The 17,733-nt window shown below is 31.4% G+C and carries 19 protein-coding genes and 1 other annotated feature; all 19 genes read left to right on the forward strand.

The annotated features are described in order from the left end of the window. Positions 1–145 precede the first annotated feature (145 nt). A complete protein-coding gene (locus EV214_RS03470) occupies positions 146–910 on the forward strand; it encodes a glucose-1-phosphate cytidylyltransferase (protein ID WP_132242755.1) in 765 nt (254 codons plus the stop codon). A 2-nt stretch (positions 911–912) separates the two neighbouring features. Next, the gene (locus EV214_RS03475) at positions 913–1,887 is read left to right on the forward strand and encodes a GDP-mannose 4,6-dehydratase (RefSeq protein ID WP_132242757.1); all 975 of its coding nucleotides are present in this window, start codon (positions 913–915) and stop codon (positions 1,885–1,887) included. Positions 1,888–1,934: 47 nt separating this feature from the next. Beyond that, positions 1,935–2,858, forward strand: coding sequence for a putative nucleotide-diphospho-sugar transferase (locus EV214_RS03480; protein ID WP_165916200.1), 924 nt, complete (start codon positions 1,935–1,937; stop codon positions 2,856–2,858). A 14-nt stretch (positions 2,859–2,872) separates the two neighbouring features. Further along, positions 2,873–3,802: a hypothetical protein gene (locus EV214_RS03485; protein ID WP_132242761.1), complete on the forward strand. Its 930-nt coding sequence runs from the start codon at positions 2,873–2,875 to the stop codon at positions 3,800–3,802. A 259-nt stretch (positions 3,803–4,061) separates the two neighbouring features. Then, a complete protein-coding gene (locus EV214_RS03490; protein ID WP_132242763.1) occupies positions 4,062–4,511 on the forward strand; it encodes an RrF2 family transcriptional regulator in 450 nt (149 codons plus the stop codon). A 19-nt stretch (positions 4,512–4,530) separates the two neighbouring features. Then, positions 4,531–5,712 (forward strand): cysteine desulfurase NifS, encoded by a 1,182-nt coding sequence (nifS, locus tag EV214_RS03495; RefSeq protein ID WP_132242765.1) that lies wholly within the window; start codon positions 4,531–4,533, stop codon positions 5,710–5,712. Continuing rightward, positions 5,712–6,152, forward strand: a complete 441-nt coding sequence (gene nifU / locus EV214_RS03500) for a Fe-S cluster assembly scaffold protein NifU (protein ID WP_132242767.1) — start codon at positions 5,712–5,714, stop codon at positions 6,150–6,152. Before nifS ends, nifU begins: the two co-directional genes overlap by 1 nt. A 78-nt stretch (positions 6,153–6,230) precedes the next feature. Then, positions 6,231–7,331, forward strand: coding sequence for a tRNA 2-thiouridine(34) synthase MnmA (mnmA, locus tag EV214_RS03505; RefSeq protein ID WP_132242769.1), 1,101 nt, complete (start codon positions 6,231–6,233; stop codon positions 7,329–7,331). A 93-nt stretch (positions 7,332–7,424) separates the two neighbouring features. Further along, positions 7,425–7,955 (forward strand): PRC-barrel domain-containing protein, encoded by a 531-nt coding sequence (locus tag EV214_RS03510; protein ID WP_132242771.1) that lies wholly within the window; start codon positions 7,425–7,427, stop codon positions 7,953–7,955. Positions 7,956–8,002: 47 nt separating this feature from the next. Then, positions 8,003–8,185, forward strand: coding sequence for a YtxH domain-containing protein (locus EV214_RS03515; RefSeq protein WP_132242773.1), 183 nt, complete (start codon positions 8,003–8,005; stop codon positions 8,183–8,185). A 56-nt stretch (positions 8,186–8,241) separates the two neighbouring features. Next, positions 8,242–9,465, forward strand: a complete 1,224-nt coding sequence (locus tag EV214_RS03520) for an AI-2E family transporter (protein WP_165916201.1) — start codon at positions 8,242–8,244, stop codon at positions 9,463–9,465. A 65-nt stretch (positions 9,466–9,530) separates the two neighbouring features. After that, positions 9,531–9,766, forward strand: a binding site (T-box leader). A gap of 49 nt (positions 9,767–9,815) precedes the next feature. Beyond that, on the forward strand, positions 9,816–12,455 hold the full coding sequence (alaS, locus tag EV214_RS03525) for an alanine--tRNA ligase (RefSeq protein WP_132242777.1): 2,640 nt from the start codon (positions 9,816–9,818) through the stop codon (positions 12,453–12,455). Positions 12,456–12,603: 148 nt separating this feature from the next. After that, a complete protein-coding gene (locus EV214_RS03530; RefSeq protein ID WP_132242779.1) occupies positions 12,604–12,864 on the forward strand; it encodes an IreB family regulatory phosphoprotein in 261 nt (86 codons plus the stop codon). A 39-nt stretch (positions 12,865–12,903) separates the two neighbouring features. Then, positions 12,904–15,057, forward strand: a complete 2,154-nt coding sequence (locus tag EV214_RS03535) for a hypothetical protein (protein ID WP_132242781.1) — start codon at positions 12,904–12,906, stop codon at positions 15,055–15,057. A gap of 9 nt (positions 15,058–15,066) precedes the next feature. Beyond that, complete coding sequence (locus tag EV214_RS03540) at positions 15,067–16,017, forward strand: aldo/keto reductase (RefSeq protein ID WP_132242783.1); 951 nt, start codon at positions 15,067–15,069, stop codon at positions 16,015–16,017. A 15-nt stretch (positions 16,018–16,032) separates the two neighbouring features. After that, positions 16,033–16,443, forward strand: a complete 411-nt coding sequence (ruvX, locus tag EV214_RS03545; protein WP_132242785.1) for a Holliday junction resolvase RuvX — start codon at positions 16,033–16,035, stop codon at positions 16,441–16,443. A 40-nt stretch (positions 16,444–16,483) separates the two neighbouring features. Beyond that, positions 16,484–16,732 carry a DUF1292 domain-containing protein gene (locus tag EV214_RS03550; RefSeq protein WP_132242787.1) on the forward strand — a complete coding sequence of 83 codons (249 nt, stop codon included), beginning with the start codon at positions 16,484–16,486 and terminating at the stop codon, positions 16,730–16,732. Between the two features lie 171 nt (positions 16,733–16,903). Further along, positions 16,904–17,047, forward strand: a complete 144-nt coding sequence (locus tag EV214_RS18600) for a hypothetical protein (RefSeq protein WP_165916202.1) — start codon at positions 16,904–16,906, stop codon at positions 17,045–17,047. A 135-nt stretch (positions 17,048–17,182) separates the two neighbouring features. Continuing rightward, a complete protein-coding gene (locus EV214_RS03555) occupies positions 17,183–17,617 on the forward strand; it encodes a Fur family transcriptional regulator (RefSeq protein ID WP_207669614.1) in 435 nt (144 codons plus the stop codon). Positions 17,618–17,733: the final 116 nt, after the last annotated feature.

Below are 17,733 nucleotides of genomic sequence, written 5' to 3' on the forward strand. Positions count from 1 at the left end.
ATACGCATCATCTTTTTAAATATCCTACAAGAATGCGGGTAACAAAATTCTTTTTATATACATAAACTAAATTGAATAGATAAAACAAAATTGTGTGAGTTAACTAAAATGTAAAACTGCTTTAGAAAAGGTAAGGGGGAGAAAAATGAAAGTTGCTATTTTATGTGGAGGTAAAGGATCAAGGATGAAAGAAATAACAGATGATATCCCTAAACCTCTAGCTGAAATTGATAATAAACCTATATTATGGCATATCATGAAAACATATATGTATTATGGGTTAAACGATTTTATTTTATTACTAGGCTATAAAGGAGATAAGATTAAGGAATATTTTATGCACTATCATTGGAAAAATCATAACTTTCTGCTGGATGGTGAACAAAACAACATAAAGATGTTAGAGAAGTCTGAGCAGTGGAAAGTTACATTTGTAGATACAGGGATAGATACCATGACAGGAGGGAGAATTAAACAAGCTGAAAAATACATTAAGGATGATACATTTATGTTAACGTATGGAGATGGCTTGGCAGATATTAATTTAAATAAGTTATTAGATTTTCATAAAAAAAATGGATGTATTGGAACTGTAACAGGTGTGAAAAAAATCAATCAGTATGGAACGGTAAGCGTAAAAAAAAATATTGCTCAATCTTTTCAAGAGAAACCAAGCACAGAAGAAATTATTAATGGGGGTTTCTTTGTGTTAAATAGGGAAATTTTTTCTTATATCAAAAACGACAGGGATTGTACTTTTGAAAAAGAACCATTAGTGAACCTTACGAATGACAAGCAATTAGCAGTTTATTTACATAAAGGGTTTTGGACTGCTATGGATACGTATAAAGATCTTTTGCAGGTAAATGAAATGTGGAAAAATAATAAGGCCACTTGGAAGGTTTGGTGAAAATGATCAATAATTATTGGAAAAATAAAAAAGTTTTTATAACGGGTGCTACGGGTTTTTTAGGAAGCTATTTGGCGAAAGAATTAATAGATTTAGGCGCTAATGTTACAGCTTTAAGGAGAGATTTTGTAGCTAATTCAAATCTTTATACAATGGATTATGAGAAAAAAATAAATTGGATACAAGGGTCGCTAGAGGATATACAAGTATTAGAAAGGGCATTAAGTGAATATGAAATTGACACGGTCTTTCATTTAGCAGCACAAGCTATTGTAGGAATTGCCAATAACCATCCAAGCAGCACCTTTGAAGCAAATATACGAGGTACATGGAATATACTCGAAGCTTGTAGAAGAAGTACTTTGGTGAAAAATATTATTGTCGCATCGAGTGATAAAGCTTATGGAGATCAATTGAAATTACCTTATAACGAGAATATGCCACTTCAAGGAAAACATCCTTATGATGTATCTAAAAGCTGTGCGGATTTAATAGCGCAATCTTATTATCATACTTATAAACTGCCTGTATGTATTACACGTTGTGGCAATTTGTATGGAGGAGGAGATTTGAATTTTAATCGCATTATTCCTCAGACGATTAAATGCATTTTGCATGATGAGGCACCTATTGTGAGAAGTGATGGGACTTTTATAAGAGATTATTTTTATGTTGAAGATGCAGTAAAAGCGTATTTATTATTAGCTGAAAAAATGGAAGTGCTTAATCTATATGGAGAGGCATTTAATTTTAGCAATGAGATTCAATTAACCGTATTAGAATTGGTAGAGAAAATTTTAAAAATCATGGATAGCAAGTTAGAACCTACTATTTTAAATCAAGGAGATCATGAAATAAAACATCAATATCTATCTGCTGAAAAAGCAAGAAAGATATTAAAGTGGCAACCTGCTTTTGATATTGATGAAGGATTGCGTAGAGCGATAGGATGGTATCGATCCTATTTTAGAGATTGAAAAAATAAATGGTTTCTATAAAAAAAGTATTTAGCAGGAGGAAAGCGATGGAACATGGATTTTGCGTGATTTTAACAAAATATAGATTATTCCAAGGGATAGCCTTATATCATTCTTTAAAAAATAATATGAAAGATCTTAAGATGTTTATTCTTTGCATGGATGATGAAACATATGAAGTTTTACTAAAACTAAATTTAGAAAATATGATGTTAATTCATGTAAAGGAAATTGAAAATGAACTTTTGCTAATAAAGAAAAGAGAACGACCATTAAATGCATATTGCTGGACACTAAAACCAATATTTTTAGAACATATAATCAATCAAGTTAAAGATATTAACCAGGTTACTTATCTAGATGCAGATACGTATTTTTTTAGCGATCCAAGCGCTATTTTAGAAGAAGTGGCGAATTGTTCGGTATTACTTTCAAAACACAATTTCACAAGAAATCTTAAATCGGTTGAAAGCTTGTGTGGAAAATATAATTCTGGCTTTGTAAGCTTCAAGAGAGATGAAAATGAATTTTCTGCATTAAAGTGGTGGAAAGAAAAATGTTTAGAATGGTGCGATGATAAGGCTGATAAAGGTAAGTTCGGAGATCAAAAATATTTAGATGAAATTCCATTAATATTTAGTGGCGTTTGTGAGATTAAAACAACTGGTGTAAACATAGGATTTTGGAATCATGGAAGATATAAAGCAAATATATACAATGGTAAAGTGCATATTAACAATGTAGCGCTCATTCTTTATCATTTTGCAGGATTCAGATTATTAAATGAGAGAGAATTTTTATTTAAGGTTGGATTTAAAAAGGAATTTACAAGTTATATTTATGATCCGTATATTAAAGTACTACAAGGTGTGATTGCTCATATAAAAGCGGTGGAACCTCACTGTGATGAATATTTTATGAATGGGGAGGAAATTGTTCAGGGATCAACAATTTACACATTAGAGAGATAGGAGCGGAGAAAATCATGGAAAAATTTTATTTTTCTACGATTGTGTCAGATAAATATCTATACAAATTAATTGTTATGTATAAAACCTTAAAGCATCATTGCGATGATTTTCATTTATGTATTTTATGTACAGATCAGACTAGTTATCATATACTTTCCGATTTACAATTTGAAAATGCAACATGTTTTTGCCTTCATCAAATCCAAGATAAGGATTTGATGAAGGCAAAAACAAATCGAACACGACAAGAATATGCATGGACACTAAAACCTGCAATGCTTTATTATGTGATGAAAAATTTTTCGGATACGGCATATTATGCACACATTGATGCAGATATTTGCTTTTTTTCAAATCCTGAAAAAATATTTAATGAAAATCCAAGTGCATCACTTTATTTGACAGATCACAATAATTCTAATAAATTTATGGATACGTATGATCTAACAGGAAGATATAATACAGGTTTTGTTGGGTGTAAAAATGATCTAACTGCATTGGAAGCTGTGAAGTGGTGGAGAAGTAGATGTATAGAATGGTGTTATAAAGATCCAGATATAAAAGCAAAATTATTTGGAGATCAAAGATACGTAGAAAGATGGCCGAAAAATTTCTCTAATGTGCATATTGTCAATACAAAAGGAGCAAATGTAGCCGTATGGAATATAGATAACTATCAGTTAAGCTATAAAAATGAGAAAGTTTATATAGATCATGAAGTGTTGATTTTTTATCATTTTTCAGGTCTGAGCATATATAGTTCAAAAGAATTCAATTTATCGTGGTTCTGTGGATTACCTAATACAGCAGTAAATTTGATATATGTACCGTATATGAAATTATTATCTGAAACAATTGAAAATACCAAGAAGTTACATCCGAATTTTTCGAATGGATTTACATTAAAGGGAAAAATTTCAAATATCCATTATCATAAGATATAAGAATATTTAGTTTTGAGTTAGATTGGAATTTGAATTATAAAATTAATTGTTTTATGTAGTATATATGATAGATTGAAAAATAAGTATTGCTTTAAAGAAAATAAAAAGGCGATACTTATTTTGTTTTTTAAAATCTATATGAAAACAATGAAATATAGAGAAAAATGTTTTGGATGAATGTTGACAAAAATACTTGGGTATAATATACTTAGAATTGAATTCAGAGAGAATCACTTGGGATTTTGAAGGGAGTGATAAAGTGAAGCTATCAACCAAAGGAAGATATGGTGTGAAAGCTATGTTTGAATTATCGCTTAATTATGGTGAAGGACCTATTCCTTTAAATTGTATTGCTGATAAACAAAATCTTTCTGTACACTATTTAGAACAATTATTTTCAAACCTCAGAAAAGCGGGGCTTGTTAAAAGTATTAGAGGTGCACAAGGCGGGTATATGCTTGGCAGAAATCCAGCAGATATTACGGTTGGAGATATTATAAGAACCCTTGAAGGACCACTCGCACCAGCAGATTGTGTGATAGGTGATGATACAAAGGAATGCTATAAGGCAGATGGTTGTGTCACAAGAATCGTATGGGAAAAAATACGCGATAGTATCAATGACGTAGTGGATGGAATCACCTTACAAGATATGATTGATGATTATAAAAAGATGAATAATAAAGATTCTTATATGTATTATATATAATTTTGGGGAGATGATGAAAATGAATAGACGTGTTTACCTTGATTATGCTGCAACAACACCAACAAAGAAAGATGTATTAGATGAAATGTACCCATATTTTACAGAAAAATTTGGTAATCCTTCTAGTATCTATTCTTTTGGAAGAGAAGCAAAACAGGCAGTAGACGTATCAAGGGAAAAAATAGCAAAATTGATTGGAAGCAAACAAGAGGAAGTTTATTTTACAGCAGGGGGTTCTGAAGCGGATAACTGGGCAATAAAAGGGATCGCTTATGCAAATAAAGATAAAGGAAATCATATTATTACAACAAAAATAGAGCATCATGCAGTTTTGCATACTTGTGCATATTTGGAAAAAAATGGTTTTGATGTGACGTACTTAGATGTAGATCAGGATGGATTGATTGACTTAGAAGTTTTAAAAAATGCGATTACTGATAAAACCATATTGATTTCGATTATGTTTGCAAACAATGAAGTGGGAACCATTGAACCTATAAAAGAAATTGGACAAATTGCAAAAGAAAAAGGGGTTATTTTCCATACAGATGCTGTCCAAGCTTTAGGAAATGTAGAAATTGATGTAAATGCATTAAATATTGACCTAATGTCTGTATCAAGTCATAAAATATACGGGCCAAAAGGAATTGGTGCACTTTATATAAGAAAGGGTGTAAAAATTCATTCCTTTGTACATGGGGGCGCACAAGAAAAAAGAAGAAGAGCAGGAACTGAAAATGTTGCTGGAATTGTAGGGTTTGGAAAAGCAGCGGCGTTAGCAATGGAAAATTTAGATACACATGTAAATCATTTGGAAATATTGAGAGAAAAGTTGATAAAAGGCATAATGGAAAAGGTTGATTATGTAAGACTTAACGGGCATCCAGAAAAAAGACTTGCTGGAAATGTAAACATGGTATTTGAATTTATTGAAGGAGAATCTCTACTGCTCAGCTTGGATTTAGTTGGAATAGCGGCTTCTAGTGGTTCAGCATGTACATCAGGATCTCTTGATCCATCTCATGTCTTGATGGCTATTGGACTACCTCATGAGATTGCGCATGGATCACTAAGACTTACTGTTGGGGACTTTACAACAGAAGAAGACATAGACTATGTGTTAGAACAACTACCGATCATTGTAGATAGATTAAGACAAATGTCACCATTGTATGAAAAAGTAAAGGGAGGACAAAAGTAATGTATTCAGAAAAAGTTATGGATCATTTTACCAACCCTAGAAATGTTGGAGAAATTGAAAATGCAGATGGCGTAGGGCAAGTAGGCAATGCAAAATGTGGAGACATCATGAAAATATACTTAAAAGTGGAAAATGATATTATAGAAGATGTTAAGTTTAAAACTTTTGGATGTGGGTCTGCCATTGCATCATCTAGTATTGCTACAGAAATGATAAAAGGAAAATCAATCCAAGATGCATTGGCATTAACCAATAAAGCGGTAGTAGAAGCGTTAGGTGGATTACCAGCGCCTAAAATACACTGTTCCATTTTGGCAGAACAAGCTGTAAAATCAGCTTTGCTTGATTATGCACAAAAAAATAATATTAATATAGAAGGATTAGAGGATTTTGATCCAAATGAAGATCATCATGAGGAAGAAGAAGAAGAAGAAGCTTAAGCCCAGGATTTCCTGGGCTTTATAATTGAATAAAAAACAGATAGAAAAGGAAAAATAAAAAAAAGTAGGTGATAATTAATGCTTTTAGATAAGAAAAAAGTAGTTGTAGGTATGAGTGGTGGTGTAGATAGTTCGGTGGCAGCTTATGTTTTGCAAAAACAAGGATATGACGTGATTGGTGTAACAATGCAAGTTTGGCCAGAGATGGAAGAATCAGAAGCCGAAAAAGTGGGGAGCTGCTGTGGCTTATCAGCAGTGGATGATGCTAGACGTGTTGCAAATAAATTGGGCATACCTTTTTATGTAATGAATTTTAAAGATATATTTGAAGAAAAGGTTATAAAAAAATTTGTGGAAGAATACATATCTGGAAGAACACCAAATCCTTGTATAGCATGTAATAAATTTATGAAGTTTGATGAATTATTAAGACGTGCCCGTAACTTAGGGGCACATTATGTTGCAACAGGGCATTATGCCAAAATTGTGTATGATGAAAAAATGGATAAATACAGGGTTCAAAAATCACACGCAGTTGCAAAGGATCAAACGTATGCATTATATAATTTTACACAAGAACAATTAAAGCATACATTGATGCCTTTAGGAGAATTTTCTTCAAAAGAAGAGGTGCGACGTATTGCATCAGAACTTGATTTTATAACAGCTTCTAAACCGGATAGTCAAGAAATATGTTTTGTAAAAGATGATGATTATGGAAAATTTATACAAGAACGGAAACCTGAAAAAATTGTCTCAGGAAACTTCGTTGATAAAAATGGTGAAATACTAGGAAAACATAAAGGGATTTCATATTATACGATTGGGCAAAGAAAAGGGTTAGGGATCGCATTAGGGAAACCTATGTATGTAGTCGATATTATTCCTAATAAAAATCAAGTGGTATTAGGTGAAAATGAAGATGTTTTTGGCATTGAATTGTTGGCCGAAGATATAAATCTTATTTACTTAAATAAAATAGAAAAAAGCTTAAAGGTAAAAGCACAGATTCGATATAATGCAAATGCACAAGATGCTATACTTTATCCTGAAGGAGAAAATCTTCTTCGTGTTGTATTTGAACAACCACAGAGAGCTATAACACCGGGGCAAGCTGTTGTGTTTTACGACGAGGATTACCTTTTAGGAGGCGGAACAATTACTAAAAAAGTAAGATAATTGAAGTGCACCATTCGGTGCATTTTTTTTATGGATAAGTGGAATGATAATTGTATATTAATGACTTGCCAAATTGAAGTGTGGTGAAATTTAATGAGAATAAGTGGAAATGATATTGTAGGGTTACCAGTAGTTTGCTTAGATGAAAGCTGCAAAACAATGGAAATTAAAGACATCATTTATTGCAACAAAGATTTTATAATCATTGGTTTTCTGCTTGATGAAGGTGGATATTTTCATCAAGGAAAGATGATTTCTTTTGAAAAAGTAGTAAACATTGGAGAAAATGCAATGGTGGTACAAAATCAAAAAAGTATTATAGAAATAACAAAAAAAATAAACCAGTTTTCTACGAGGCAAAAGATTATAGGATCAGAGGTAGTTACAAATGATGGAAATCATGTGGGGATTGTTCAAGATTTAATGATAGAATTTCCAACTGGAAAAATTTTGGAAATCATTTTAACAGAAGGATTATTTGATGATTTAGTAGATGGTAGATCCATTTTACCTTTGCATCATTTTTTCAATATGGATCAACATACAATTATTATTAACCAAAGCATAAATGAATCTATTGTCCATAATACAGGGGGCTTAAAAAAATTACTTTCACTAGAATAGCTTCAAAACGGATGGATGTCATTTTAAAATGGAAAGAGGTGTAAAGTATGCAAAATCGATTTATGTCAGGTATGATCGCGGGAGGCATAATTGGTGCTACTACAGGTATGTATGCATATAAAAGAATGAGCCCTAGACAGAGAAAGATGATGATGAAACGAGGAAGAAAAATGATTAAAGGTGCAGTAAATATGATAGATATGGTTCAATCTATGAACATGCTTAGATAGTTTCATGAAAAGCAGCTAGTAATTTAGCTGCTTTTCATAAAAAGGACGTGAATCGCATGGTAGATGGCGGATTAAATATTCTTCATTTTATACAAGCTAAACCTATTGTTTATTTGTTTTTAATACTTATTATTTGTAGTAGTATACTTACGTTATCTTTATTAGGTTTTTTAAACTATTATTTGATAAACATAGGAAATCAACAAATTGAAAACAAGAAAAAATTAAAAATAAAGAAAAAACATTTTTTAAATTTATTTGTTTTTGTATTGATGTTTTTACTACTTGTTAGTTTGTACAATTTTAGAATGGTTATTTGGAAAATATTAACTCCTGTTATTTGGGCGATTATATTTGCATATTTATTAAGTCCTATTGTGCATACAATAAATAAGAGCGGAATTCCAACAATTTGGAGTGTTGTAATTCTTTATGTTTCTATAATTGCAGGTATTCTGTTTTTTTGTTTTATCATAACACCTAAAATAACCAATGAAACAAAAAAATTAGTAGAATTATTACCGCGATATACAAATAAAACAAATGAATATTTTGATTATTTATATATGAAAGTCGAGCAATTAGATAATTTTTCTCCACATCTTGCTTCTGTGAAAGAAACAATAAAAGAAAATTTGGATAAAATAGAGTATTATATTCTTCATACAATAAAAGGTATAACAAGGGGCATATTTGCTATGTTTTCCCATATTGTAGAGTTGGTGCTTATTCCTATTTTTACTTTTTACTTTCTAAAGGATGTAGATTATTTTAAAAAAAAGATTATATTTTTTATACCCAAAATATTTCGTAATGAATTAATAAATATTTTTAAAGATATACATATATTGTTAAATAAATTTATTAGAGGACAATTTATTATAGCAGCTTGTGTTGGCATTTTAAGCATCCTTGCCTTATTGATCATCAAAGTAAATTTTGCATTAATCATTGGTATTATTGCAGGATTATCCAATGTTATACCCTATTTTGGGCCTGTTTTTGGAGCTATACCTGCTGTTGTGATTGCGCTACTTGATACACCATCTAAGGCGTTTTGGGTAGTTATAGCTTTTATCGTAATTCAACAGATAGAAAGCGCAATTATTACGCCTAAGATCGTTGGCGAAAGTGTTGGATTACATCCAATTACAGTTATTATATCTTTATTGATAGGAAATGAATGGATGGGTATTATTGGATTAATCTTTGCTGTTCCTATTGTAGCAAGTATTAAAATCGTAAGTAAACATATTGTAGAATTAATTGTAAAACCTTAAAATATAGGTAGGATAAGAATTGACAAATAGTACTAACTTTTATATAATCTATTAAAGTAAATATAGAAAATACAATGATGAAGAGGAGTACAAAAACTTAAAGTCTGTAGAGAGGGAGTTCTTAGGCTGAAAGACTTCTGGTTTTGGTTTTTGGAAGCAACTTTGGAGTATTAACTTTGAAATAGTAGTAGAAGTTAATGGTTGGCGACCGTTATCGTGCTGGGTATTATGTTGATGAGTGATCAAAGTGTTTTTTCTTTGGTAAATAGGGTGGTACCGCGAGGATACTCTCGTCCCTATATATAGGGGATGAGAGTTTATTTTTGTATAAAAATATGGAGGTTGATACAATGGAACAAATGAGTTTAAATGAGATCAGAAAGTGTTTTCTAGATTTTTTTGAAAACAAGGAGCATTATGTTAGAGAAAGTTTTTCACTAATTCCAGAAAACGATAAGAGCCTGTTATTAATAAATGCAGGAATGGCACCTATGAAAAATTATTTTATGGGGATTGAAACGCCACCAAAAGAAAGAATGGCTACTTGTCAAAAATGTATTCGGACAGGAGATATTGAAAATGTAGGAAAAACAGCGAGACATGCAACTTTTTTCGAAATGCTTGGGAATTTTTCCTTTGGAGACTATTTTAAGAATGAAGCGATTGCGTGGAGTTGGGATTTTGTAACAAAATATTTAAAACTACCTGTTGAAAAATTATGGGTTACTGTTTATGAAAAGGATGATGAAGCCTATGCAATATGGGACAAGAATATAGGCATTTCTCAACAGAAAATAGTGAGATTAGGTAAAGATGATAATTTTTGGGAAATAGGAGTAGGTCCTTGTGGTCCCTGTTCTGAAATCTATTATGATAGAGGAGAAAAATATGGATGTGGCAGTCCAGATTGTAAACCAGGCTGTGAATGTGATCGATATGTAGAGTTTTGGAATCTTGTTTTCACACAATTTGATAAGGATGAAGATGGAAACTATAATTCACTACCTAAGCCAAACATTGATACAGGTATGGGATTAGAAAGAATGGCGTGTATTATGCAAGAAGTAGATTCTATATTTGAAATTGATACAATAAAACATATATTAAATGAAGTTGTTTTGATATCAGGTCAAAAATATAGGGAAACTGAAAAGACGGATCTTTCTATAAGAATTATCACAGACCATATCCGTTCGGTTACCTTTATGGTAAGTGATGGGATTATGCCAAGTAATGAAGGAAGAGGATATGTTCTTCGAAGATTACTTAGACGCGCAGCGAGACATGGAAAGCTTATGGGAATAAAAGGTGCTTTTCTAACAGGGTTGGTAGACCGTGTCATAGATGTATCTGGAGAAGCGTATACAGATCTTTTAGATAGAAAAGACTATATTAAGAAGGTCATTGCGATTGAGGAAGAGAGATTCCAAGAAACAATAGATCAGGGGAGCGATATCCTAAAAAAATATATGGATGCGCTTAAAGGGGAAAGTAAAGATACATTATCCGGGGAAAATGCTTTTAGATTATATGATACCTATGGATTCCCATTAGAACTAACGAAAGAAATATTAGAAGAAGAAAAAATGAATGTTGATGAAACTGCCTTTAAGGTAGCTATGGAAAAACAAAGGGAAAGAGCAAGAAGTGCTAGACAGAACAATGATGGGGTAAGTTGGAAAGAAGATATATATGCAAAACTTGATGAAAATATAAAATCACAGTTTAAAGGTTATAAAGATTATACGATGTCTTCAAAAATTATGGCTTTAGTAAGAGACGGAGAAATTATTGAAAAGGCACAACAGGGAGATCAGATTACAGTTATATTAGATAGGACACCGTTTTACCCAGAAGGCGGTGGGCAGGTAGGCGACATCGGACTTTTTACCAATGAAGCATGTAAGATCAAGATCACAAACTGTAAGAAAAGCAATAATAATAGGATACTACATATAGGTGAGGTAGTAGAGGGGGCTGTTTCTGTAGATACTACTATTAAGGCTTCTATTGATGTTCAAAATAGAATGAGCATTGCAAGAAATCATACAGCTACCCATCTTCTACAGGCAGCATTGCGAAAGGTAGTAGGAAAACATGTTGAACAATCAGGTTCATCCGTTACACCAGATCGATTAAGATTTGACTTTTCTCATTTTGAACCGCTAACGAAAGTAGAATTAGAGAAAGTTGAAGCATTGGTAAATCAAAAGGTATTAGAAAGTTTATGTGTTAGCGCAGAACAAATGGGTATAAGTAAAGCAAAAGAGAAAGGTGCTACTGCACTTTTCGGTGAAAAATATGGAAGTACCGTTCGAGTTGTTTCTATGGGGGACTATAGTATTGAATTATGTGGTGGAACCCACTTGAATAATACAAGTCAAATAGGATTGTTTAAAATTGTAAGTGAAGGTGGGGTAGCTGCTGGAATAAGAAGGATTGAAGCTATTACAGGTTATCAAGCATATAATTATATGAGAGAACAAGAATTGAAAATCAATGAAATTGCGAAAATTCTTAAAAGCAATTCAAAAGAAGTTGTAACAAAGGTAGAAAATTTGGTAAATGAATTAAAAGCTGCACATCAAGAAGTAGAAAAACTTAAAAATAAAATAGCAAGTGGTAACATAGATGAAATATTACAAAATGCGGTTGAAATTGAGAATATCAAAGTGATAAAATATAAATTAACAGGGTTAGATATGGATAGCTTGCGAAATTTAGGAGATCAGTTAAAAAATAAATTAGGTTCAGGATTAGTTGTGTTAGGGGCAGAAAATGACAACAAGGTAAACTTTATCGCTATGGCAACAGAAGATATGGTGCGCAAAGGGATACATGCTGGAAACATTATTAAGCAAATCGCTAAAATAGCAGGTGGTGGTGGTGGTGGAAAACCAACCATGGCACAAGCGGGAGCAAAAGATGTGTCTAAAATTGATGAAGCATTAAATCATGTGATACAAGTAGTAAAAGAACAGATAAAATAATCTAAGTGGACGGAGGTTTTTGTGTGTAAACTTTCGTCTACTGCATTCTTAGCATATATAGAAATGGTCTTTAAAAAGGATTCTATAAGGTTATATAGAATATATACATGATCAATCCTATATTATAAAAGAAAGGAGTGTATAAAATATGTATGACAAATCTAATTTTACAATGAAATTCAATGTGGATAAAGAAAAAATTAATGAAGCGGAAGAAATTTTGCGAAATGTTTACAAATCTTTAAAAGAAAAAGGCTATAATCCCATTAATCAATTGGTGGGGTACATTCTTTCTGGAGATCCTACCTATATTACGAGCTATAATAATGCAAGAAGTTTAATAAGACAACTAGAGAGAGATGAACTATTAGAAGAGTTACTGAAATCATATTTAGAAAACAAGGAATAAAAAATGTTTTTTATTATTCCTAAGTAGGAGAGAGATAAGTTGAAAAAAAAATACATAAAAATATATATGGTGATTGTCTTATTATTTATTACACTGACTACCGTTGCATATGCTGGTGAGGATAAAAAAGTAGTTTTAGTTGTAATAAATGAAACGAATTATGAAGATTTATACAGTATGCATACAATTCAAGAATTTATTGATATGGGTGCTATTGCACTCATGAATAATAGAACTTCGACAAAAGAAAATACGTATAAGGCTTATGCAACAATTGGTGCAGGCGTTAGAGCAGAAGCTGCTTCTAATGCAACAGGGAGTTTTAATATTAACAATGAAATTAAGTCCATGTATTTCAGAAGAACAGGAATAGATATTCCAAAAGAAGGAATTATTAATGTAGATATGCCAAGACTAATTCGATTAAATGAAAGTGGTCAATATGGAGCAATTCCAGGAGCACTAGGGGAGTCTCTCCATGAACAGGGCATGAAAACGGCAGTAATAGGAAATAGCGATACGTTAGATGATTTTACTAGACTTGGAACGATGATTGCAATGGATTATAAGGGATATGTAGATTATGGAAATATTGAAAAAAGTACATTGACAAAAGATGAAAGCTATCCGTTTGGATTTAAAAATAACTATGATAAATTGATAGATGTATTTAAAGATACATATAATGAAGCACAATTGATTGTAGTAGATATTGGAGATATTGGAAGACTTGAAAGATATAAACCAAATCTATCAGATGAAATGTATTTGGAACAAAAATCAAAAATATTAAAAGATATGGATAATTATATTAAAAACATAAGAAACAATATTGATTTTAAAAATACAAGAATGATTATTGCAACACCTTATCCATCATCGGAGGATATAAAAAATGGGAATAATCTAACACCGGTCGTGTTTTATGGAGATAGGATTAGCCAAGGCGTGTTAACTTCTAATACTACTAGAAGAGGAGGCATTATTGGTAATGTCGACATTGCTCCTTCTATTGCAGATTATCTTAAAACAAGTGCAATAAATATGAGTGGTAGACCTGTTCAATTTATTGAAAAAGAGCATAATATGGATTTTTTAATGGGGTTAAATGATCAAGTTATAAGCACATCAAAAAACAGATATCCTGTATTATCTACCTTTGCAATATTTGAAATATTGGTTTCTATTTTGGCGTTGGTTATCATTTTGATTGAAAACAAATTAAATAAAAAGATTATTTTGTATTATAAAAATATTTTATTGAGTACAATGGCAGTTCCTTTTGGATTATTAATATTACCGTTGTTTCATGTACAAAACCTTTTTATAACTTATGCTTTATTAATTGGTTTAACTCTTTTGATTACATATATCACAAAGAAGATCAGTAAGAATACACTAGATAGCTTATTAATACTATCGTTTATTACTATGTTCGCGTTACTCTTAGATATATGCACCAATGCAAATTTAATGAAGACTTCACTTTTAGGATATGATCCCATTATTGGTGCAAGGTATTATGGCATAGGCAATGAATATATGGGTGTGTTAATTGGTTCAACCCTTGTGTTTGCAACGGCTATTATTGATAGATTTAAACTAAATAAAAGGTGGACAATCTTAATTTTTGCCATTACAATATTAATCATCGGGTTTCCAAAGTTGGGTGCAAATGTAGGTGGAACAATGACAGCAGTTGGTGCTTTTTCTTTTGCAATTTTAAGACTTTTTAACGTTAAAATAAAGCTAAAACAACTAATACTAATTGGTGCAGCTATTATAGCGGTTGTTGCATTTATGGCTTTTATTGATATAAAAGTGATTAAAAGCCAATCGCATTTAGCAGGTGCAATCAATCAAATTATACAAGGTGGGCCCACGATGATTTTTTTAATCATAAAGAGAAAGCTTGAAATGAATATGAGATTGATCGGTATTACCATATGGAGTAAAGTGCTTATGTCAGCAATCCTTATATTAGCAACACTATTTTACAGACCTGTTGGAACGATTCGTAAACTAATTCATGTATATCCTAATTTATATATTGGCTGGGCAGGAATCGTTATGGCTTGTGTAGTGGCACTTTTTGTGAATGATTCAGGGGTTGTAGCTGCTGCAACAGGGATTATATTTTTAGCAATGAGTATGTTATATCTTATATTTTCTAGTGTTAAAGAGAATTATTAGGAGAAAAAAATGGAATACAGAATGTTAGGGAATACGGGAATAAAAGTATCGAGATTATGTTTTGGAGGACTCACAGTAGGACCTCTTCAAGCAAATTTACCAGTTGAAATAGGTGCACAAGTGATCTTAGAAGCTTTTCGCAGAGGGGTAAATTTTATCGATACTGCGCAGTTGTATGAAACATATCCATATATAAAAAGAGCATTAGAACTTTATGGAAAAGATGATATTGTTATTGCTACAAAGTCATATGCTTATGATAAAAAAACTGCTGAAGCTAGTTTATCTAAGGCATTAAATGAGTTAAAGGTTGATAAAAATGATATTTTTTTACTACATGAGCAAGAAAGTGAGCATACATTAAGAGGACATTATGAAGCTTTGCGTTATTATTTAAAAATGAAAAAAGAGGGTATAATAAATGCTGTAGGGATATCTACGCATACTGTTCGCGCAGTAGAAGTAGCAGGAAAAATGGAAGAAATTGATGTAATTCATCCAATCATTAATAAAAAGGGAATAGGCATACAAGATGGTAGTAGAGATGAAATGTTAAAAGCGATTCATAAAGCTTATAAAAATGGAAAAGGCATCTATGGGATGAAGCCCATTGGGGGAGGAAATTTAATTCATTCAGTAGATGAATGTCTAGAATATGCATTAGATATAAAAGCGTTACATTCAATTGCTGTTGGCATGCAGACAAAAGAAGAAGTGATAGCCAATGTATTAAAATTTAATGGAGAGATGATTCCAGAGAATATAACAAATAAAATTTCTAAAAAAACAAGGAAACTGCACATAGACTCTTGGTGTGAACGGTGCGGGACTTGTGTTGAACACTGTAAGCATCATGCGCTAAGCATAGTGGATGATCAATTAGTTGTAGATCGAAACAAGTGCGTTCTTTGTGGGTATTGTAGTAGATATTGTCCACAATTTTGTATAAAAATTGTATAGAGATGAGGGCTAGGCATGAGAACAATGGGATTAGATGTAGGCGATAGAACTATAGGGGTTGCAGTAAGCGATGCAATGGGATTAACAGCACAAGGAATTGAAACCATTCGAAGAACAAATAAAAAAGAAGACTATAAAAGATTAGAAGAAATTATTAAGGAAAAAGTAGTTACAAAAATTATCGTAGGATTGCCGAAAAATATGGATGGGACAATTGGTTCGCAAGGAAAAAAAGTTTTGCAATTTGTAGAGGATTTAAAGAAACGTTTTACTATAGAGATGATTCTATGGGACGAAAGATTAACAAGTGTAGCAGCAGAGAAAACTTTAATAAGTGCAGATGTGAGTAGAAAAAAGAGGAAAAAAGTGATAGATATGCTCGCTGCAACATACATTCTACAAGGATATTTAGATGTTAAGAAATAATTATTTTTTTATCTACAAAATTAATGAAGAGGTGATTTGAATGAACGATGAAAATAGAATAACGTTATTAGATGAAAATGAAAAGGAAATTGATTTTGAAATAATAGCAACCCTTAATGTAGAAAAGTCGGAATATGCAATATTACAACCATTAGGAGAAGATGAAGGAGTAGTGATTTTTAAGATCATGGAAGTCGCTGGAGAAGAAGTACTTGAAAGCATTCAAGAGGAAGAAGAATTAAATTTAGTTGTAGCTGCCTATGAAGAATTGTTACTAGAAGAAGAATAAAAGAATGATTTCATAAAGGGGTATCTATGTGAATAGTTACCCTACTTTATTAGAAACTTATATATTTAGATAAATTGACAAATAAAAATAGATATAGTAAAATATTAATTGAAAACAAATATCAGTTAATATGGAGAATTCATTATAAATAATCTTTAAGGGGTTGATGCTATGTCGTTTATCTGTAAAACATGTGGAAATATTATTAAAGATCCAAATTGTTTAAGATGTCCAAGATGTCATACAATCATAAAAAAATCACCTAAATGTGAAGATTGTAAAGGATGTAGCTTGAAATTTAAAGATTGCAAATAATAATATTTTACATTGCATACTTATTAAAACGAGCATTATCAACCAGAATATACAATTAATCCTTGACTTTTATAAGGTTAGCAATTAAACTATTGCATATAAGATATATTATTAATTGAAAAAGAAGGTGCTAAAGTGAAGGACTTTATGGAAAGTTTAAAGGATAAATTAAAAGAAAAAGGGTATAAACTTACGCCTCAAAGAAGAGCTACTTTGGATACCATTATTGAAAATCAAGGGAAGCATTTAAGCACTGAAGAAATCTATGATATGGTTAAAAGCAAATGTCCCGAAATTGGATTAGCTACTGTTTATAGAACTTTACAACTTCTTGATGAACTCGAGATAATATCAAAAATTAATTTTGACGATGGATGTAGCAGATATGAATTGAATACCCACGAAGATGATCATCAGCATCATCATTTAATATGTTTAAACTGTGGATTGGTCATTGAAGTTGAAGTGGATTTAATGGAAGCATTAGAAGAAGAAATTGAAAAAAATTGTGATTTTAAAATTAGCGATCATAAAGTCAAATTCTTTGGATATTGTTCTAAGTGTAAGTAAATCCTGTATCTAAAAAAGTTACAGGATTTTTTTATCTATTAAAAAGGTTAAAATTTTCATTTTATCTGTTTACTTATACAAGAAAATAGCAATAATAATAGAAAGAGTGGTGTAGT

The organism is Marinisporobacter balticus (assembly GCF_004345705.1).
In the GTDB taxonomy this organism is placed as follows: Bacteria; Bacillota; Clostridia; order Peptostreptococcales; family Thermotaleaceae; genus Marinisporobacter; species Marinisporobacter balticus.

Coding starts and splice junctions, on each gene's coding strand:
- EV214_RS03470 (WP_132242755.1), top strand. CDS start 146: ATGAAAGTTGCTATTTTATGTGGAGGTAAAGGATCAAGGATGAAAGAA.
- EV214_RS03475 (WP_132242757.1), top strand. CDS start 913: ATGATCAATAATTATTGGAAAAATAAAAAAGTTTTTATAACGGGTGCT.
- EV214_RS03480 (WP_165916200.1), top strand. CDS start 1,935: ATGGAACATGGATTTTGCGTGATTTTAACAAAATATAGATTATTCCAA.
- EV214_RS03485 (WP_132242761.1), top strand. CDS start 2,873: ATGGAAAAATTTTATTTTTCTACGATTGTGTCAGATAAATATCTATAC.
- nifS (WP_132242765.1), top strand. CDS start 4,531: ATGAATAGACGTGTTTACCTTGATTATGCTGCAACAACACCAACAAAG.
- nifU (WP_132242767.1), top strand. CDS start 5,712: ATGTATTCAGAAAAAGTTATGGATCATTTTACCAACCCTAGAAATGTT.
- mnmA (WP_132242769.1), top strand. CDS start 6,231: ATGCTTTTAGATAAGAAAAAAGTAGTTGTAGGTATGAGTGGTGGTGTA.
- EV214_RS03510 (WP_132242771.1), top strand. CDS start 7,425: ATGAGAATAAGTGGAAATGATATTGTAGGGTTACCAGTAGTTTGCTTA.
- EV214_RS03515 (WP_132242773.1), top strand. CDS start 8,003: ATGCAAAATCGATTTATGTCAGGTATGATCGCGGGAGGCATAATTGGT.
- EV214_RS03520 (WP_165916201.1), top strand. CDS start 8,242: ATGGTAGATGGCGGATTAAATATTCTTCATTTTATACAAGCTAAACCT.
- alaS (WP_132242777.1), top strand. CDS start 9,816: ATGGAACAAATGAGTTTAAATGAGATCAGAAAGTGTTTTCTAGATTTT.
- EV214_RS03530 (WP_132242779.1), top strand. CDS start 12,604: ATGTATGACAAATCTAATTTTACAATGAAATTCAATGTGGATAAAGAA.
- EV214_RS03540 (WP_132242783.1), top strand. CDS start 15,067: ATGGAATACAGAATGTTAGGGAATACGGGAATAAAAGTATCGAGATTA.
- ruvX (WP_132242785.1), top strand. CDS start 16,033: ATGAGAACAATGGGATTAGATGTAGGCGATAGAACTATAGGGGTTGCA.
- EV214_RS03550 (WP_132242787.1), top strand. CDS start 16,484: ATGAACGATGAAAATAGAATAACGTTATTAGATGAAAATGAAAAGGAA.
- EV214_RS18600 (WP_165916202.1), top strand. CDS start 16,904: ATGTCGTTTATCTGTAAAACATGTGGAAATATTATTAAAGATCCAAAT.